At 67.5% G+C, this 18,873-nt stretch carries 17 protein-coding genes; 6 read left to right on the top strand and 11 right to left on the bottom strand.

Going from position 1 to position 18,873, the window contains the following annotated elements:
- Window positions 1–30 precede the first annotated feature (30 nt).
- The 4 genes from QH168_RS02175 to QH168_RS02160 all read right to left on the bottom strand — a co-directional run bounded on the left by QH168_RS02175 (window position 31) and on the right by QH168_RS02160 (window position 7,077).
- Window positions 31–2,610 (bottom strand): ABC transporter permease, encoded by a 2,580-nt coding sequence (locus tag QH168_RS02175; protein ID WP_280232671.1) that lies wholly within the window; start codon window positions 2,608–2,610, stop codon window positions 31–33.
- Complete coding sequence (locus tag QH168_RS02170; RefSeq protein WP_280232670.1) at window positions 2,610–3,386, bottom strand: ABC transporter ATP-binding protein; 777 nt, start codon at window positions 3,384–3,386, stop codon at window positions 2,610–2,612. Before QH168_RS02170 ends, QH168_RS02175 begins: the two co-directional genes overlap by 1 nt.
- Before the next feature lie 79 nt (window positions 3,387–3,465).
- Window positions 3,466–5,331, bottom strand: a complete 1,866-nt coding sequence (locus QH168_RS02165; RefSeq protein WP_280232669.1) for a serine/threonine-protein kinase — start codon at window positions 5,329–5,331, stop codon at window positions 3,466–3,468.
- Between the two features lie 141 nt (window positions 5,332–5,472).
- Window positions 5,473–7,077 (bottom strand): serine/threonine-protein kinase, encoded by a 1,605-nt coding sequence (locus QH168_RS02160; RefSeq protein ID WP_280232668.1) that lies wholly within the window; start codon window positions 7,075–7,077, stop codon window positions 5,473–5,475.
- A 109-nt stretch (window positions 7,078–7,186) separates the two neighbouring features.
- On the opposite strand from QH168_RS02160, the gene QH168_RS02155 reads away from it, so the two are divergent.
- The 5 genes from QH168_RS02155 (at window position 7,187) to QH168_RS02135 (ending at window position 11,420) form a co-directional block, all read left to right on the top strand.
- Window positions 7,187–7,957: a deoxyribonuclease IV gene (locus QH168_RS02155; RefSeq protein ID WP_280232667.1), complete on the top strand. Its 771-nt coding sequence runs from the start codon at window positions 7,187–7,189 to the stop codon at window positions 7,955–7,957.
- 116 nt (window positions 7,958–8,073) lie between these two features.
- Window positions 8,074–9,012: a TauD/TfdA dioxygenase family protein gene (locus tag QH168_RS02150; protein ID WP_280232666.1), complete on the top strand. Its 939-nt coding sequence runs from the start codon at window positions 8,074–8,076 to the stop codon at window positions 9,010–9,012.
- A gap of 79 nt (window positions 9,013–9,091) precedes the next feature.
- Entirely contained in the window at window positions 9,092–10,324 is a 1,233-nt protein-coding gene (locus QH168_RS02145) for a CaiB/BaiF CoA transferase family protein (protein WP_280232665.1), read from the top strand.
- Window positions 10,321–10,500: a hypothetical protein gene (locus QH168_RS02140; RefSeq protein WP_280232664.1), complete on the top strand. Its 180-nt coding sequence runs from the start codon at window positions 10,321–10,323 to the stop codon at window positions 10,498–10,500. The genes QH168_RS02145 and QH168_RS02140 overlap by 4 nt, the downstream gene beginning before the upstream one ends.
- A complete protein-coding gene (locus tag QH168_RS02135) occupies window positions 10,491–11,420 on the top strand; it encodes a hydroxymethylglutaryl-CoA lyase (RefSeq protein ID WP_280232663.1) in 930 nt (309 codons plus the stop codon). Before QH168_RS02140 ends, QH168_RS02135 begins: the two co-directional genes overlap by 10 nt.
- A gap of 91 nt (window positions 11,421–11,511) precedes the next feature.
- Here QH168_RS02135 and QH168_RS02130 read toward each other — a convergent pair whose 3' ends face one another.
- The gene (locus tag QH168_RS02130) at window positions 11,512–12,645 is read right to left on the bottom strand and encodes an MCE family protein (protein WP_280232734.1); all 1,134 of its coding nucleotides are present in this window, start codon (window positions 12,643–12,645) and stop codon (window positions 11,512–11,514) included.
- Window positions 12,646–12,885: 240 nt separating this feature from the next.
- Between QH168_RS02130 and QH168_RS02125 the strand changes: the two genes are divergently transcribed.
- Window positions 12,886–14,238, top strand: coding sequence for a cytochrome P450 (locus QH168_RS02125; protein ID WP_280232662.1), 1,353 nt, complete (start codon window positions 12,886–12,888; stop codon window positions 14,236–14,238).
- 43 nt (window positions 14,239–14,281) lie between these two features.
- Here the strand turns inward: QH168_RS02125 and QH168_RS02120 are convergent, their stop codons facing one another.
- The 6 genes from QH168_RS02120 to QH168_RS02095 are packed head-to-tail and all read right to left on the bottom strand — an operon-like array spanning window position 14,282 to window position 18,867.
- Window positions 14,282–14,767 (bottom strand): glutathione peroxidase, encoded by a 486-nt coding sequence (locus QH168_RS02120; protein ID WP_280232661.1) that lies wholly within the window; start codon window positions 14,765–14,767, stop codon window positions 14,282–14,284.
- Entirely contained in the window at window positions 14,764–15,987 is a 1,224-nt protein-coding gene (locus tag QH168_RS02115) for a cytochrome P450 (protein WP_280232660.1), read from the bottom strand. Before QH168_RS02115 ends, QH168_RS02120 begins: the two co-directional genes overlap by 4 nt.
- A gap of 22 nt (window positions 15,988–16,009) precedes the next feature.
- The gene (locus QH168_RS02110; protein ID WP_280232659.1) at window positions 16,010–17,260 is read right to left on the bottom strand and encodes a hypothetical protein; all 1,251 of its coding nucleotides are present in this window, start codon (window positions 17,258–17,260) and stop codon (window positions 16,010–16,012) included.
- Window positions 17,261–17,264: 4 nt separating this feature from the next.
- Window positions 17,265–17,816 carry a YybH family protein gene (locus QH168_RS02105; protein ID WP_280232658.1) on the bottom strand — a complete coding sequence of 184 codons (552 nt, stop codon included), beginning with the start codon at window positions 17,814–17,816 and terminating at the stop codon, window positions 17,265–17,267.
- Complete coding sequence (locus QH168_RS02100; RefSeq protein ID WP_280232657.1) at window positions 17,816–18,064, bottom strand: ferredoxin; 249 nt, start codon at window positions 18,062–18,064, stop codon at window positions 17,816–17,818. Before QH168_RS02100 ends, QH168_RS02105 begins: the two co-directional genes overlap by 1 nt.
- Window positions 18,061–18,867: an SDR family oxidoreductase gene (locus QH168_RS02095; protein ID WP_280232656.1), complete on the bottom strand. Its 807-nt coding sequence runs from the start codon at window positions 18,865–18,867 to the stop codon at window positions 18,061–18,063. The genes QH168_RS02100 and QH168_RS02095 overlap by 4 nt, the downstream gene beginning before the upstream one ends.
- Window positions 18,868–18,873: the final 6 nt, after the last annotated feature.

Below are 18,873 nucleotides of genomic sequence, written 5' to 3'. Positions count from 1 at the left end.
TCGGTCGGGAGCGCACCGCGACCGCATCCGCTACAGGTCCGCGATGGCCGCCAGCGGTGGGGTGCGGGCCGCGCGGATGGCGGGCCACAGCGCCGCGAGCACGCCGACCACTGCCGAACCGACGAGCATCAGCACCACCTGGCCCCAGGGGACGGCGATCTGGTCGAGTCCGAGATCGCGCAGGGTGCGCAGGAATCCGACGCCCAGGCCGAGGCCGAGGATCGCGCCGACGATGGCACCGAAGACCGCGATGAGCATGGATTCCAGGTAGATGGTGCGCCGCACCTGGGCACGTTGGGTACCGACGGCGCGGAGCATGCCGATCTCGCGGCGGCGCTCCACCACCGACAGGGCGAGGGTGTTGACGATGCCGAGGATGGCGATCACCACCGCGAGAGCGAGCAGTCCGTACAGGATCGCCAGCATGGTGTTGATCTGCCTGCCCTGGGCGCCCTTGAACTCCTCACGGTCCTGTACCTGGACCAGCGACGCCTCCGTCGACCGGTCCTGGCCGGTCGCCGCACCCGGCTGGTCGGCGCCGAATACCGACTGCACGGTGGCCTGCTCCAGATCGGCGCGCATGGCGGTGAGGTCGGCGCCGGGTTCGGCCGCGACGAGGGCCAGCAGGTTGATCCGCATATTCTGCGGTATCACCTGGTCGAATACCGCGGGCGGCACGACCAGCGGGCCCATCAGCGGCGACTTCCGGTACACACCGGCGACAGTGACGGGTATCTCCTTCTTGTCCATGCTGGTGAGCGTGATCTGCTGGCCCGCGCTCAGATCGTGTTCGGCCGCTTCGTCTTCGGCGACGAGGATGTCGTGGTCGCCCAGGGTGCCGGTGCCGCTGAGCATGTCGTAGTTCAGCACCCGATCCAACGGTCCGTCGGGCGAGGTGCCGAACTCCTCGTCATCGTTGATCTTCACCCCCACACCACGGATCGCGACCACTTCGGCCACCCCGGTCACGCCGCGCGCCGCCGCCACGGCGGGCCCGGGAACTCCGGCCCCTTGCGGTCCGGCCAGGACGTAATCGGCTGCCACACCCTTGTCGACCAGCACCCCGACACTCGCCTTGGCGGAGGCGCCGAGCATGCCGATGGCCGAGACCAACATCAACCCGAGCGTGAGCGCGAACGCCGTCGCCGCGGTACGGCGCGGGTTACGCACGGCATTGTTGCGGGCCATCCGCCCGATCGGGCCGAACGGGCGCAGCAGCACGCCGAGCCCACCCACCACCGGCCGCGACAGTGCGGGCGAGGCCAGCAGCACCGCGAAGATCAAGGCCAGTGCGCCGACACCGACGATCGCCGCCGCCGTACCACCGGTCGACTGCGCGCCGACCACCACGAGCACCACGCCGACCACCGCGAGCCCGAGTCCGAGCCAGGTCCGCACCCGCAGCGATTCACCGGCCGAGGCGAATTCCTCGCGCATCGCCTGCACCGGCGGGATCTTCGCCGCCCGCCGCGCCGGTGCATACGCGCTGGCCATGGTGACGAGCAGACCGACGAGCAGGCCGACCAGGATCGTGCGCGGCAGCACCGTCATCGAACCGGTCGGCAGCCCGAGATCGAAAGCGTTCAGCATCGCCGACAGCCCGAAGGCCAAGGCGACCCCGGCCGCCAATCCGATGACGCTGCCGATCACGCCGATCACGAAAGCCTCCGCCACCACCGACCGTCCGACCTGCTGTCTGCTGGCCCCGATGGCACGCAACAGCGCCAGCTCGCGCAGCCGCTGGGCCACGATCATGGAGAAGGTGTTGTAGATGATGAAGGTGCCGACGATCAGCGCGATCGCACCGAAGGCGAGCAGGAAGTAGTTGATGAAGTTGAGCGCCTCGGAGACCTCGGCCTTCATCTCGGCGCGCACCTGCTCGCCGTTCTGCACTTTCAGGTCGGGGAAGGCCGTGTCGATCCTGTCGCGCAGTTCGTCACCGGGTATGCCCTGCGCCGCGACGTCGACGTGGGCGACATGGTCGCCATCGGTGAACAGGTCGCGCGCCTGGCCGTCCTCGAACAGCACCCCGATGAATCCGCCGGTGTCGGTGGCGACGTCGTAGATGCCGGTGAGCGTGACGTCGAAGGTGCCCTGTGAGGGGATGAGCACCTTGGTGCGGTCGCCCACCGAGAGCCCGGCCCGCTCGGCGCCGCCGCTGTTCAGCGCGATCTCACCGGCGCGGGCGGGCGGTGCGCCCGCGAGGAACTGCTCGGGTTCGGCGATCGCCTGCTCGGGCGGCAGATAGGACTCGCCCCAGCTCGGCGCACCGCCGGTCTGCACGGCCTTTTTGCCCTCCGGGTCGAGCAGGACCACCGAGCCACCGACGCTCGGCGCGACCGCGCGCACCCCGTCCATGGCGGCGATCTCGTCCACCACATCCTGCGGAACACCCAGCGACTGCCGTTCCTCCGGGCTGACGCGTACGTCGACGCCCCTGGCCTCATCGGCGAAGATCCCGTCGAAGGTGCGCTGCAAGGTGTCGGTGAAGACGAACGACCCGGCGATGAAGGCGGTGCCGAGCACCACCGACAGCAGGGTGAGCACCAACCGCACCTTGTGCGCGGCCAGATTGCGCAAGGCCACCTTGCGCATCGGATTGCCCGCCATCACTTCGTCTCCAGCGCCTTCATCCGGTCCAGCACCGAATCGGCGGTCGGCTCACGTAATTCGTCGACGATGCGGCCGTCGGCCAGGAAGACGACCCGGTCGGCGTAGGCGGCGGCATGCGGTTCATGGGTGACGATGACGACCGTCTGGCCGAATTCGTCGACCGCCGCGCGCAGGATCGAGAGCACCTCACCGGAGGACCGCGAGTCCAGGTTGCCGGTCGGTTCGTCGCCGAAGATGATCTCCGGTTTACCCGCCAACGCCCGCGCGCACGCCACGCGCTGTTGCTGGCCGCCGGACAGTTCGCTGGGCCGGTGGGTGAGCCGATCGGTGAGCCCGAGCCGGTCGAGCACGGTATCGAGCCACTGCTGATCGGGTGCGCGACCCGCGATGTCCAGCGGCAGGGTGATGTTCTCCAGTGCCGTCAGCGTCGGCACCAGGTTGAACGCTTGGAACACGAATCCGATCCGGTCGCGCCGCAGCCTGGTCATCTGTTTATCGGACAGTTCGCTCAATGCGGTGTCACCGAGGCGCACCGTGCCCGAGCTGGCGCTGTCGAGGCCGGCCAGGCAGTGCATCAGGGTGGATTTACCGGAGCCGGAGGGTCCCATGATCGCGGTGAATTCGCCCTTGACGAATTCGGCCGATACCGAATCCAGCGCGGTGACCTGGGTGTCTCCGGTGCCGTACACCTTGGTCAGGTTCTCGGCGGTGGCCGCGACGACGGCCGGGGCCTGCGTCTGGGCGGATTCGATGCCAACGGCGTGCGGTGTCATGGTGACCAGTCTGTCGGCGTTCGCGCCGCCGCGCCATCGGGGAATCCACCCAGACCGCGGGGATGACCCGCGGGCTCGGTCAGTTCGGTGCGTTCAACGGCGCCGACTTCCACCACGTCAGCACCTCGTCGATGGTGCCGACGATGCCGTCGGTGTACATCAGGAACTGGCCGCGCTCGGGTTCACCGGTGAAAACGGTGACCATCTTGGGGCCGTCGGAATCGATCTTGTAGTTGGTGTAGGTCTGTCCGCCGTTGACGTCGGAGGACTTGGTCGCGCTCGACGGCAGTCCATCGATCACCGACTGCACATCGGCGGCGCTGTCGTAGACGTAGAACCGGTAGAACGGATCGTCGTTGTCGCTGCCGCCGTAGCAACGCCACTGCCAGCTGTAATTGCCGAAATCGGGTTCGCCCGTATCGCGGTCGGGCGCGTATTGCGGTTCGGTCTCCCAGCATTTGGCGTTGTGGTAACCGACATCACCGGAGGCGGAGGCGGGCACCATCTCCGGGAATTCCTTGCTGATCGACTCGGCGGTGGCCGGCACCGGTGCGACGCTCGTGGTGGTGGTCGTCGACGACGAGGTCGATCCGCTCGACGAATTCGAATCGCCGCCCGCGACCGCGGCGATGATGCCGATGATCACCACGAGCAGCACCACGAGTCCGGCGCAGATGCCGATGATCAGGCCGGTGTTCTTCTTCGGCCCCTGCTGTCCGGTGTACACCGGCGACATGGGCGGCGGCGACTGGTTGAAGCCGGACTGCTGCGCGTACGGGTTCTGATTCGCCATCGGCGGCGGTGCGGGCACGTTCGGGCTACTGGCGAACGGCTGCTGTTGGGTGCCGCTGTTGTGCGGTTGCTGCTGGGTGCCGCTGGCGAACGGCTGTTGATGGGTGCCGCTGCCGTGCGGTTGCTGATGCGTTCCACTGGCGAACGGCTGCTGATGGGTTCCGCTGCCGTGCGGCTGCGCCGTGGCACCGCTGGTGTACTGCGCGTTGGCGGTCGGATAGGGCGTCTGGGTCGGCATCTGCCCCATCGCCGTGCGCGGACCGCCTTGCAGCGGCATGCCCTGGGCGGTCGGTCCGGCGATCGGCACCGACGGCGCGCTCGGAGCGTTGAGGGCCTGACCCGCGGCGGCCGCGAAATCCGAGCAGGAGGCAAAGCGGTCGTCGGGCCGCTTGGCCATCGCCTTGGCCAGCACGCCGTCCAGCGCGGGCGGCAGACCGGGCCGCACCGAACTCAGCGCGGGCGGCGGCGATTGCAGATGCCCCTGGATGACGGCGGCCGGATTGGTGGCCTGGAACGGGCCGTGCCCGGTGAACAGCCAGAACAGGGTGCAGGCCAGCGAATACTGGTCGGAGCGGTGATCCAGCGTGGCGCCGGTGAGTTGCTCGGGAGAGGCGTAGGCCAGCGTCGCGGTGAAGGTGCCGGTCTGGGTGAGGTGGCCGGTGTCGTCGCGCAGTCTGGCGATGCCGAAGTCGGTCAGGTACACGCGTTCACCGCGGCCGCTGGTGGCGCGGGCCAGCAGGATATTGGCCGGTTTGACGTCGCGGTGCAGTACGCCCATGCCGTGGGCGTAATCGAGGGCTTCGGCGGTCTCCTTGATGATCTGCACCGCGCGCTCGGGCGGCAACCTGCGCGGATCCACCGACGCGGCGTCGACGCCGTCGATGTAGTGCATCGAGATCCACAGCTGCTCGTCCTCGAGGCCGCGGTCGTAGACGGTGACGATGCTGGGGTGGTCGAGCCGGGCGACCAGATCCGCCTCCCGTTCGAACCGCGCCCGCACCTCCTTGTCGAAGAACATCTCGCGGTTCAGCAGCTTCAACGCTGTCATCCGCGGCAACCGCGGATGCTTCGCGAGGTACACCGAGCCCATGCCACCGCGACCCAGTTCACGGTCGATGACATAGCCGGCGAAAACGTCGCCGTTGGCCAGCATTTCTGCTCCACTTCCCGCCGCTCACCGGGACCCACCGATGAACAGGCGTACAGGCAAAAAGAACACATGGTCGAACCTGTCCCGGCCCGGCCACGGAAAGCACCGAAACCATAGCAGCAGTCGGCTACTCGACAGTTTCCATCAGGGCGAGGGTCCAGGGCCGGACGGTGGTGGCCTACGCGGTCCGAACTGCCCGCCGAACGGCGCCCGACCGGTTCGGCGCGGTGCGCCGGGCAGGTCGATCACCGCGGCAGGCGGGCGTCGCGGTGGTGTGGGCCGGGATTCGTTGCCGTCCGCGGCCGACGGGTCGCCTCCCTCGCGGCCCGGTGCCGGATGGCCGCCGGGACCAGCGGCGGGTGTCGGCTCGACGACGCCGTGTTCGGCGGATCGGCCGCCCTCGTTCGCGGGCGGCAGGTTCCGGCCGCGCCCATGACCTGCGCCGCCGTCCGCGCCGGGATGACCAGGACCGCCGCCAACCGGTGGCCCACCCGCATGTCCCGGCGGCGCGCCCATCGGCGCCTGCGGCCCACCGATCTGTCCCGGCGGGCGAGCGTGCGGCGGTATCGGACCACCCTGCTGCGGCGGCATCGAACCGAGCGGGAACCGGTGATCGTGCGGCGCGTCGGGACCGGGATGGCCGTGCGCCACGGGATACGCGGTGGACGGCGCCGGGCCGGGGCGCGGCGGGACCCCCGGACGCGGCGCCGCGTGCGGGCCCGGCACCGGCCGTTGCGGGTACCGGTGCAGCGGAACCCCGCGTGACGGCGGCGGGGCCAGCGGATGCGGCGGCGGGGTGGCATGCGGATGCCGCGGCCCGGCGTGGCCGCGGTGGGGTGTGGCCGGTCCCGGATGCGGGTTCGGCGGGTACGGGCCCTGGGTGGGCAGCCACCCCGCGTATCGCGGCTGCGCTCCCGAGGTGCCGAGCGCCCTGCGGGCCGCGGCCGCGAAATCGGTACAGCTGGCGAAGCGATCGACCGGATCCTTGGCCAGCGCGCGGGCGAGCACATCATCGAGGCCGGGTGGCAGGCCGGGGCGCGCTCGGCTCAACCGGGGCACCGGCGCGGACAGATGGCCGTTGATGACCGCGGCGGGCGTGGCGGCCGAATACGGCGAGTCACCGGTCAGCAGCCAGTACAGCGTGCAGGCCAGCGAATACTGGTCGCCGCGATGGTCGAGTTTGGCGCCGGTGAGCTGTTCGGGGGCCGCGAAGGCGAGGGTCGCGGTGATGGTGTCGGCCGAACTCAGCGTGGTGTCGCTGTCGCGCATCCCGGCGATGCCGAAATCGGTGAGCAGCACCCGTTCCGGCTGGCCGATGGGCGCCTTGGCCAGCAGGATGTTCGCCGGTTTCACATCGCGGTGCAGCACCCGGTTGGCGTGTGCGAAATCCAGCGCGGCCGCGGTCTCGGCGACGATCTGCACCGCACGCCCCGGCGCGAGCACGTTCACATCGGCGATGGAGGCGTCGGCGCCGGGGACGAACTGCATGGAGATCCACAGCTGCCGGTCCTCGGCGCCGCGGTCGTAGACGGTGACGATATTGGGATGGTCCAGCTGGGCGGCCAGATCGGCTTCACGTTCGAAGCGACGGCGGATCTCGTTGTCGGTGTACAGCTCCCGGTTCAGCAGCTTCAACGCCGTCAGCCGGGGTAGCCGGGGATGTTTGGCCAGATAGACGGTGCCCATACCGCCGCGGCCGAGCACTTTCCGGATGGTGTAACCCACGAACTCGTCGCCAGCCGCCAGCACCGTGCACACCCCCCTCTTCGGGTCGAATTCAATCCTACCGATGTAATATCCCCGACCCGCCCGGGTGCAACACCCCAAAGCTGTCGGTGGCGGTCGTTATGGTGACTGCATGCGCATTGGAGCACATGTCCGGCTCGACAGCGATCCGATCGGCTGGGGTGAGAAACTCGGCGCCGATCTCATCCAGCTGTTCGTCGTCGACCCGCAGAGCTGGGACAAACCACAACCGCATCCGCGGGCCGAGCAGATCCTGGCCAGCCCGATCGATGTCGTCGTGCACTCCTCCTATCAGATCAATGTGGCCAGTCTGAACAATCGGCTGCGCATGCCCTCGCGCAACGCGGTCGCCCAGCAGGCGAAGGCCGCCGCCGATATCGGCGCCTTCGGTCTCGTGGTGCACGGCGGTCACGTCCGATCCGACGACGAGCGCGAGGCCGGGATCGTCAACTGGCGCAAGCTGTTCGAACGCCAGCAGGACAAGGGCGGGTTCGCCGTGCCGATCCTGATCGAGAACACCGCCGGCGGAAACCACGCCATGGCACGGCATTTCGATGCCATCGCCCGGCTCTGGGACGCGGTGGGCGATTTCGGTGCGGGTTTCTGCCTCGACACCTGCCATGCCTGGGCCGGTGGTGAGGATCTGGTCGGTGTGGTCGAACGGATTCGCGCGATCACCGGCCGCATCGATCTGGTGCATCTGAATTCCTCACGCGACGAGTTCGATTCCGGCGCCGACCGGCACGCCAATTTCGCCGACGGCACCATCGATCCGCAGCTGCTGGCCGAGGTGTGCCGCACCGCCGAGGCTCCGGTGATCTTGGAGACCCCGGCCGAAGGGGTGGCCGACGATATGGCCTATCTGCGCGAACACGTGGGCTGATCCGGGGCGGGTCGTGGTGATCGCGTTGGGATCAGGCCGACCGTAAACCTGTCGACGGCGGCGGCCCGGTGGTGTGCTCATCACATCAACATCCGCTCTCCCCGCGAAGGTGATCCATGACCGTCGACAACGCCACCCCCGCCTCCGCCACCGTCTCGGTGGTCAAGCTCGGTTCCCGTATCGGTGCCAGGATCGACGGCGTCCGGCTCGGCGCCGACCTGGACGCCGCTACCGTCGCCACCATCAACCGGGCGCTGCTCGAGCACAAGGTGATCTTCTTCCGCGGCCAGCAGCATCTCGACGAGGACGGCCAGCACGAGTTCGCGCAGCTACTCGGTAGCCCGACCACCCCGCATCCGACCGTCACCTCGCAGGGCGTCAAGTCGCTGGCCATCGATTCCGAACGCGGCCGCGCCAACAGCTGGCACACCGATGTCACCTTCGTCGACCGGATTCCGAAGGCCTCGATCCTGCGCGCTGTGCATCTGCCGACCTACGGCGGTTCCACCACCTGGGCCTCGACCGTCGCCGCCTACGATTCGCTGCCCGATCCGCTCAAACTGCTGGCCGAGAATCTGCGTGCGGTGCACACCAACGCCTACGACTACGCCACCCGCACCGGGACCGAGCCCACCGATCATCAGCGCGAGTACCGCGCCGAGTTCGAGTCGACGCTGTACGAGACGGAACATCCGGTGGTCCGGGTGCACCCGGAGACCGGTGAGCGGGCGCTACTGCTCGGCCATTTCGTCAAGAACTTCGTCGGCCTGTCCTCGACCGAATCGCAGGCGTTGTTCCGACTGTTCCAGGACCGGGTCACCAAACTCGAGCACACCGTGCGCTGGAACTGGTCCGATGGTGACGTGGCGATCTGGGACAACCGCGCCACCCAGCACTACGCCATCGACGATTACGACGACCAGCCGCGCAGGCTGACCAGGATCACCCTCGCCGGTGATATCCCGGTCGGCGTCGACGGCTCCCTCAGCACCGTGCGCACCGGCGACGCCGAGCACTACTCGATCATCGACGTACCGCGGGCCGTCGCTGCCTGACCGGTCGGGTCGGACCCCACCTGCCCGCCCGGCGGAGGCGAACGCCGGGCGGGCACACCGATGGTTCACACTGTTGACCATGAGTATCAGGCCCCTGGACGGTGTGCGCGTCCTGGAACTCGGGAATTATGTGGCCGCTCCGACCGCCGGACGAATCCTCGGCGATTTCGGTGCCGAGGTGATCAAGGTCGAACGCCCCGGAACCGGAGACGAACTACGCAACTGGCGTCTGTACGGCGGCGATACCTCGATGCTCTACCGCACCATCAATCGCAACAAGAAGTCGATCACCCTCGATCTGCGCACCGAGGCCGGACGCGCGGTGGTGCTCGATCTGCTCCGGCACTGCGATGTGCTGCTGGAGAATTTCCGGCCCGGCATGCTAGAGAAATGGGGCCTCGGCCCCGAGGTCCTCGAAGCGGCCAATCCGAATCTGGTGATCACCCGCATCTCCGCCTACGGCCAGACCGGGCCGCTGGCCGCACGCCCCGGTTTCGCCGCGGTGGCCGAGGCGGTGGGCGGGCTGCGTGAACTGGTCGGCGACCCGGATCGTCCACCGGTGCGGGTCGGTGTGTCGATCGGTGATTCCATCGCGGGCATCTACGCCGCGTTCGGCACGGTGATGGCGTTGTTCCAGCGTGAGCGCAGCAGCACCGCGGTGCCGCTGGAGCAGCGGATCATCGATGTGGCGCTCAACGAGGCGATTCTGTCGGTCATGGAATCGCTGGTCCCGGACTATCTCGCCTACGGCATCAACCGCGAACGGGTCGGCGGCCGGATGGAGGGCATCGCACCGAGCAATGCCTATCCGTGTTCGGATGGGGCAAGCATCATCATCGGCGGTAACGGTGACGCCATCTTCCAGCGGTATATGGCTGTGATCGATCGCACCGACCTGGCCGCGGACCCCGAACTACAGGACAACGCGGGCCGCTGGCGCCACCGGGACCGCCTCGACGCCGCCATCGGCGAGTGGACCATCCGCCATACCCGTGACGAGGCACTGCGCATTCTGGAGGACGCCGCCATCCCCTGCGGACCGATCTACACCGCCGCCGATATCGTCGCCGACCCGCAGTACGCGGCGCGCGATATGATCCAGCACTTTCCGGTGGACGTCGGTGAACCCGAGCCGAAACAGGTGGGCTTCACCGGCATCGTTCCCGTCATCGGCGACCGCTCGTTGCCGATCCGTTCGGTGGGTCCCGATCTGGGCGCACACACCAGACAGGTGCTGACGGAGGTGCTCGGTATGAGCGCGGCCGAGATCGATGCGCTCACCGGTGCGCGGACGCAAGGGGCGGCGTCATGAGGCGGCGGCGCACTCCGCGTCGTCCACCGGCGCGCGGCCGCTGGGAGTTGCGCGCCCCGGAGCATCGTCGTCCGACCGTGCATCCGAATCCGGCCGGGATGAACGAGAAGCCGTGCGGCGGGGTCATGTGTGTGCCGCCGCAGGCGCAGGACAAACGGGCACCGCGATGGCTGTGATCGCCGCACCGCTGCTGCGCGATGTGACCCTGCGCGACGGCCTGCAATTGACCGGGAAGCCGCTGCCGGTGGAGCAGAAGGTCGATGTGGTGCGCCGGCTGCTCGCACTGGGTGTGCCCGCGTTGGAGATCGGTTCGATGGCACGCCCGGATCTGGTGCCGCCGATGGCCAACAGCATGGAGCTGGTCGCGGCACTGACCCCCGAGGAACTCGAGCGCTGCTGGCTGTGGGTCGCCACGCCCCGCCATGTGGAGAAGGCCGCCGCCGCGGGGGTGCGCAATTTCCAGTACTGCTTCTCGGTGTCGGATGCGCACAATCGGGCCAATATCGGCCGCGACACCGAGGCCAGCGTGGCCGCCATGCCGGATGCGGTGCGGATCGCCGCGGAGGCGGGCGGCGCCATTCAACTGTGCTTGGCCACGGCATTCACCTGTCCGTTCGACGGCCCGGTCGATCCGGAGCGGGTGCTGGCCATCGCGGCCGACCCGCGCACCGAAGGCGCCACCGACATCGTATTGGCCGACACCCTCGGCCAGGCGTACCCGGCCGAGGTCGCCGCACTGGTCTCGGCCGTGCGTGCGCGAACCCCGCGGCGCCGCATCGTCTTCCACGGCCACGACACCTGGGGTATGGGTGTGGCCAATTCGCTGGCCGCGATCGGTGCGGGCGCCACCATGGTGGACGGCTCGCTCGGTGGTCTCGGCGGCTGCCCGTTCGCGCCCGGCGCCAGCGGCAATACCGCGACCGAGGATCTGCTCTTCGCCACCCGCCCGGAGTGGTTCACCCCGGACACACTGGCCGCGCTGGTCGGTCTCACCGACGAGATCCTCACCGAACTCGGCGAACCCAATCGCTCACGCACCACCCAGGGTGCGCGCTCGGAGGCCGAGGCGTTCGACTGGGTGATCCGGGCGCGCTGACCACCGCGGAGTCACCGCTGGTGCCACCGTGCCGAACGCCCTCGGTAGACACCTGATTCGGCGGATCGCCGGTCTCGGCTCGGAGCGGCTCTCAACGCGGGGCGAGACCGGGAAGCCCGGCGAACAGCACCTGGAATACCGTGGGCTCGTTCAGGCGCAGCGTCGTGGTGGGTGCGTAGGGATCGGATTCGGCGGTATCGGTCACCACGTACGGCGCGTGCGATCCCGGCACCCGGTCCAGCACCCCATCGCACCGCGGCCCGCCCGTCGCATTGACCTTCGGGGCGTCCTCCGGATATTTGTACGCCTCACCGCCGTACATGAAACTCGCATTGAAGATGGCGCCCGGCTGCCGACCGCCGATCATGGCTTCGGCCAACGGCAGTGCGCGGACCAGGCCGACGATCACGCACTCGAGCACGGGGCGGTACTCGAACAGCAGCTCCGCGGTGGGCGCCAGCAGCTCGAGCCCCGCCACCAACGGCTGCTCGTTCTCACCGAGCACGGCACCGGAGGTATCGGCCATACCGATCAGATCGAGCAGCAGTGCATCCATATCGATGGCCTGCTCAGCGACGGTCGCGCTGGTCACCGTGGCATTGCCGAGGGTGCGCAGCAGATCGGGCGCGGTCTCGGCGTAGATCCCGGTCACCGCTGCCGTGCTCGCCATATCGTGGCGCAGTGCGGGCAGATGCGGGTTGATCTCGCGCAGATAGCCGTCGGCACGGGTCAATAGATCGCCCAGGGTCGCACCGCGACCGTGCAGTGCGGTCCCGATCGCGGTGAGAGTGGCGTTGAGCCGAGCGGGGTCGATCTGCGCCAGTACATCGGTGAGCCGCTGGAACAGCGTATCGAACTCGACGGTCACCGATTCCGCGCGCACCACCGCTCCCGGCCGCAGCGGCTCGGCCACCGGCCGCGCTGGCGCAACGAAGTCGACGTATTTGGCGCCGAACACCGTGGTCGAGCGAATATCGATACGCACGTTCGCCGGTACCAGCGCGAGCAGATCCGGATCGAGATCCAACCGCAGCCGCACCCGCTGCCCCACCCGTTCGATACCGCCGACCCGCCCGATTTCCGCGCCGCGGAAGCGCACCGCGGCCTCCGGATCGAGTACCAGCCCGCTACGCGCTGTCTCGACGGTCACCGTCGCCGTCGGCACGAACCGTCCGGTGAACATCGACCAGGTGAGCACCAGTACCGCGACGAGGCCGAGAATCATTGCGGCGCCGGCGATCTTCCATCGCAGCAGCCGCCATGTCGCGCGCAGCAGCACGAATTGTTCGGTCCCGGTGTGTTGTCTCGATTCCACCGCTCACCCGCTTACCGACGAACCGGTACGGCACTGCCGTCTGGCGAATTGGGCACGAGCACCGATCGCTTGCTCGGCCCAGTTGTGTCGTAGTACTGTCCAGACACGTGTCCATCATATGTCTGGACAGTGATCACCGGGAGGTTTTCGATGACTCTGGTGCAGCCGCGACGAGTCTCCGGCGGCGACTCCGAACACGGCCATCTCGACGAGTTCCGGGTCGACCCGATCGCGCTGATGCGGCGGGTCAGGGCCGAATGCGGCGATGTCGGCGCCTTCGAACTCGCTGGCAGGCGGGTGATCCTGCTGACCGGCGCCGAAGCCAACGAGTTCTTCTTCCGCGCCGGTGACGAGGATCTGGATCAGGGCGCGGCCTATCCGTTCATGACACCGATCTTCGGTGACGGTGTGGTCTTCGACGCCAGCCCCGAACGCCGCAAAGAAATGCTGCACAATCAGGCATTACGCGGCGATCAGATGCGCGGGCACGCCGCGACCATCGCCGCCGAGGTCGACCGGATGGTGGCGAACTGGGGCGATTCGGGGGACATAGATCTGCTCGATTTCTTCGCCGAGCTGACCATCTACACCTCATCGGCCTGTCTGATCGGGGTGAAGTTCCGCAACCAGCTCGACGGCCGTTTCGCCCGGCTGTACCACGATCTCGAGCGCGGCACCGATGCCCTCGCCTATGTCGATCCGTACGCGCCGATCGAGAGTTTCCGCCGTCGTGATGCCGCCCGCAGTGAGCTGGTGGCGCTGGTGCAGCAGATCATGGACACCCGCGCGGCGAATCCGCCCGCTGGTTCCGCCGATCGCGACATGCTCGATGTGCTGGTCTCGGTGCCCGGCGATAACGGCGAACCGCGATTCAGTGCCAGCGAGATCACCGGCATCTTCATCTCGATGATGTTCGCCGGACATCACACCACCTCGGGCACCGCGGCGTGGAGCGTCATCGAATTGCTGCGTCATCCGGAGCAACTACACAAGGTGGTGGCCGAGCTGGACGAACTCTACAGCGACGGCTCCGATATCAGTTTCGGTGCGTTGCGCCGGATTCCGCAGCTCGAGGCGGTGCTGAAGGAGACGCTGCGCCTGCATCCGCCGCTGATCATCCTGATGCGGGTGGCGCGCGATGAATTCGATGTGTGCGGTAGCCGGATCGAACCCGGCGATATGGTCGCCGCGACGCCCGCCGTTTCCAATCGGATCGCCGAGGATTTCCCGGACCCGGATACCTTCGATCCCGGCCGCTATATCGATCCGAACCAGGAAGACATCATCAACCGCTGGACCTGGATTCCGTTCGGCGCCGGGCGCCACCGCTGTGTGGGCGCCGCCTTCGCGCTGATGCAGTTGAAAGCGATCTTCTCGATCCTGCTGCGGGATTGGGAATTCGAGATGGCACAGCCGTCGCAGGATTACCGCAACGACCACAGCAAAATGGTGGTGCAGATGCAGCAGCCGTGCACGGTGCGTTACCGCAGGCGTCAGCGATGAGGCATGGGGGCCGCTCGATGAGTGGCCCCCATGCGGCGCAGTGTCAGAGCAGCGCTTCGACGGCGGCGACCAAGGCCGCGTCGTCCGGGGTGGTGCGTGGCCGGAACCGGCCGGCCACCGCACCGTCGCGGCCGATCAGGAACTTCTCGAAGTTCCACTGGATATCGCCCGCCGCACCCTCGGCGTCGGCGGTGTCGACCAGGTTCTGGTAGAGCGGGTGCCGGTCGGCACCGTTGACGTCGGTCTTGTCCAGCAGCGGAAAATCCACGCCGTAGGTCATCGAGCAGAACTGATGGATCTCCTCCGCGGTACCCGGCTCCTGGCCCATGAACTGATTGCACGGCACACCGACGACGCTGAATCCGCGCTCACCGTAGCTCTTCTGTAGTTCGACCAGGCCCGAATATTGCGGGGTCAAACCGCATTTGGAGGCCACGTTCACCAGCAGCACGACCCGGTCCCCGACCAGTCCGGCGAGCGTGGACTGCTCACCGGACAGCGTGCGCACCGGAATGTCTCGAACGTTCACTCGTATCGCACCTGCCAATTCTTGATTCCGTTGATCCACCCCGAGCGCAACCGTACCGGATCGGCCAGCGATCGCAGGCCGGGCATCGCGTCGGCGATGGCATTGAACATCAGGTCGATTTCCAGTTTGGCCAGGTTGGCCCCGACGCAATAGTGGGCGCCGGTACCGCCGAAGCCGACGTGCGGATTGGGATCGCGCAGGATGTCGAAGGTGAACGGGTCGGTGAAACCCTCATCGTCGAAATTGGCCGAACTGTAGAACAGCCCGAGCCGCTGACCTTTGGTTATATGCTGTCCACCCAGGGTGAGGTCTTCGGTGGCGGTGCGTTGGAAGGCGGTCACCGGAGTCGCCCAGCGCACGATCTCATCGGGTGCGGTGCGTGGACGCTGTTGCTGGTACAGCTCCCATTGGTCCGGGTTGTCCACGAACGCCTTCATACCGTGGGTGATGGCATTGCGGGTGGTTTCGTTGCCCGCGACGGCCAGCAGGATGACGAAGAATCCGAATTCGTCGGAGCCGAGCCCTTCCCCGTCGATATCGGCGTCGACCAGCTGGGTGACGATATCGTCGACCGGGTTCGCCCGGCGCTGCTCGGCCATATTCCAGGCGTAGCCGAGGATCTCCGCCGAGGCCATGGTGGCATCGCCGTATTCGGGATCGTCGTAGTTGAGCATCTGGTTCGACCAGTCGAAGAGTTTGCGCCGGTCCTGCTGCGGTACGCCGAGCAGTTCGGCGATCGCCTGCAAAGGCAGCTCACACGCGACCTGGGTGACGAAATCGCCGCCGCCGGATTTCTTGGCCTCGTGCACGATCTTCGCGGCGCGTTCGGTCAGCGCGGCTCGCAGACCTTCCACCGCGCGCGGGGTGAATCCTTTGGAGATGATCCGGCGGATCTTGGAATGTTTCGGCGGGTCCATGTTCACCAGCAGCGCGCCGGTCACCGACATCTGTTCCGGGGTGATGTCACCGGGCAACCGGATGATGGCGCCTTTCTCCTGTGAGGAGAACAGCTCGGGATGCCGGGAGATCTCCTTGATATCGGATAGTTTGCTGACCACCCAGAAGCCGCCGTCGCGGAAACCGCCGGAGGTGTCGTCGGATTGGGCGTTCCACCACACCGGCGCGGTCCGGCGCAGGAGCGCGAACTCCTCGACCGGACTGCGTTCGGCCCACAGTGCGGGATCGGTGAAATCGAATCCCGGAGGCAGTGTCGATGTCATCGGGTGTCCTTTCTGGAATCGCTCACACGACCGTGAGTGGCAGCGGAATGCCGCGATCGGCGAATACGAAGCCCGCACCGGTACTGACCTTCGCGATCGCCACCTCGATCGCCTCCAGGAACGGCTCGTCCGCCCGCGCGATCGTCACGGTCCATTCGTCGTCGGTGGTGGTGATCTCGTCCACGTGGAAGCGCGGGTCGACCCCGCGCACCATCGCATCCAGCGGCTGGGTGTGCTCGGGATCGATCAGTGCGGGCCACGCGCCATCGTCGACGGCGTCGCTGCCGCGGGGGAAACGCAGCCGCACCGTGGTCTCTTTCGCCTCCACCCGGATGCCGGTGTACGGCAGCGGATTGAAGGCCGGATGCCGCCGCAGCACCTCGGCCAGCGCCGCGAGATCGGTGCCTAGCCCGAGCGCGTTGCGCAGCCGCTCGGAAGTGAGCCCGGCGATGCCCGCGAACTGTTTGCGCATGATGGTGCGCGCGGACTCCCGATCGGTCCGCCTGCGCACCGCGATCCCGAAGGCGAGGGTGAGCAGATGATGTTGCAGACACACTTCGTCGGCCAGGCGGTTCAGCGCCGAACGGGAGAAATCGGCGAATCGGATATCGCTGAGCAGCGGGCCCGAATAGTCGCCGCGGCCGTCCTCGCCGGAAGCGATCGTGGTCAATTCGATACGTGCGGCCGCCGATCGCGCCACCAGCTCCGCACCGTCGGGAATGGGTGGCGGCGTATTGGCCGCATCGATGGTGACCGTCCACGCGCACACCGGTGTCCGATCGGCGGGCTCGCGGGGCGGACGATGCACCGGCCGGACCTGTGCGTGCGGATTGGTGGCGAGGGCGGTGGCATCGAAGGTGGGATCTTCGATGTCGTGGCACATGGCGACCACGAAATCGCGGCCGAGCGGCTCCACATCGGCGAGCGCACCGCAATGATCCAGCCAGAATTCACCATGGCGCGCATCGTGCAGGCGGTATCGGAAATCCATGAATTGCGGTGGTGCGCCGATATCGAACTGCAAACCCTTGAAGATGGTCTCCACATCGTCGCCGGTGAAACCGAGAGCACGCTGCATCCGGCGGGTGTAGACGGGGCTGGCAAGCTGCCATTCGGTGATCGCCACTTCGGTCATGCCCTCGCGGCCGAAAGCGCCGATGGTGTGGGCCATACCGGAGCGGTCGATCAGATGCCCGCACAGCAACAGCTCTGGCAGCAGTATCGCCAGCTCGTTCCTGGACAGCCCGGCGTAATTGCTCACTGATTCCGACATCGAATCACCACAGTGGGACGGGGGATTCGCCGACCCGGTACCAGCCGGGCAGCGGCTGACCCGAGACCGAACGCTGAATGCGTTTCTGCATGCCTTCGGTCAGCGCGTTCTGCTGGATCATCTCCACGAACAGGTTCGACACATTGCCGAAATCGAAGAAGTCACGCTGCCACGACCATCGGAAATCGCCACCGTAGCGAAACCAGCTGCCGCCGATGCCTTCCGGGCTGTAGTGCCGCCCATCGGCCCTCGTGGCCTCGGCGAGCTGTTTCCACAGTCCGATGACCGTGCCGGAGCGTTCGTCGATGACGAATTCCTGATACGGATAGGTCCACCCCTCCAACCCCTGCATTTCCTGCACCAGCGCCAGATCCCGGATCTCCTCGCGGCCCACCGCCATGAATTCCTGGGTGGGGCCGTAGTTCCAGCCGTAGGTGGCGTCCTCGGTGTACATCTCGGCCAGCGGCGCCCAATCGCCCTCGGCCTCGCAGTCCCGGTTCGCCTGCACCCAGCGGCGCACCATCTCGTCGAGTTCCGCGCGGTCGAAATCTGCCATCACCGTCCACCTTCCTGCGATTTCCCGGCCCCGCTCGGCGCGGAATCGGTGTCCGCGTCGTCGATGATCGACAACGCCTGGGTCGGGCAGTAGCGCACTGCCCGTTCGATATCGGGGTGGGCGGCGGCATCCGGGGATTCGTCCAGGATCTCGACCTGCCCGCGTTTGGGCACCGTGAACACCTCGGGGGCTTCGTCCTGGCAGACCGCATGCCCCTGGCACAGTTCCAGATCCACCCGAATCCTCACCGCCGGTCTCCCTCCGGCGCGATCCGCCGCTGCCGCAGCGGCGCCTCGGGTTGGACCTCGACCGACACCAGATGCGATCCGCGTGGTGTGCACACCACCGCCAGCACCGCGGCCGCCAGATCCGAGGGCCGCAGCATGTACGGGTGCCGGGCGAAACCCCAGTCCTTCCAATCCTCGAGCAGTGGGCCGACCACCTCGGGCGTCGAGTTCATGCCCATACCGGTGAGCGTCGGTCCCGGCCGCACCATGCAGGCGCGGACGCCGCTGCCCTCCAATTCCATCCGCAACTGGGTGACCATGTTCTCCAACCCCGCTTTGGCGGCGCTGTAGGCGCCGGTGCGCGGCCGCGGCGCGGGCGCACAGTCGGAGGTGATCACCACCAGATCGCCTCGTTGCCGCTCGACCATGCCGGGCAGCACCCGGTGCACCAGCCGATGTGCACCGATCAGGTGTACCTGCACCTGCTGGGCGAACCGTTCCGGGTCCATCTCCTCCACCAGCGCGAAGTCGATGTCACCCGCACCGGAGACCAGGATCTCGGCCGGTCCGTGCGCATGTTCGCCGGCCGTGACGAACTCGTCCACCGATGCCGTATCGGTGACGTCGAGCCGTTGCGCGATGGCCTCACCACCGTCGGCTCTGATCTTGCCGGCAAGTTCTTCGCACAGTTCGACGCGCCGGGCGCCGAGCGTCACCGGATGGCCGAGTTCGGCCAGCGCGATCGCGGTGGCGGCGCCGATTCCAGAGGACGCGCCCGCGATCAGCGCCGGTCGTCGGGCGGGGTGGGGTTCGAAGCGCGGCATCAGCGC

Source organism: Nocardia cyriacigeorgica, from assembly GCF_029868385.1.
GTDB lineage: Bacteria > Actinomycetota > Actinomycetes > Mycobacteriales > Mycobacteriaceae > Nocardia > Nocardia cyriacigeorgica_F.
The sequence above is the reverse complement of the archived record's forward strand: the minus strand, read 5'-3'. Positions and strand labels throughout refer to the sequence as shown.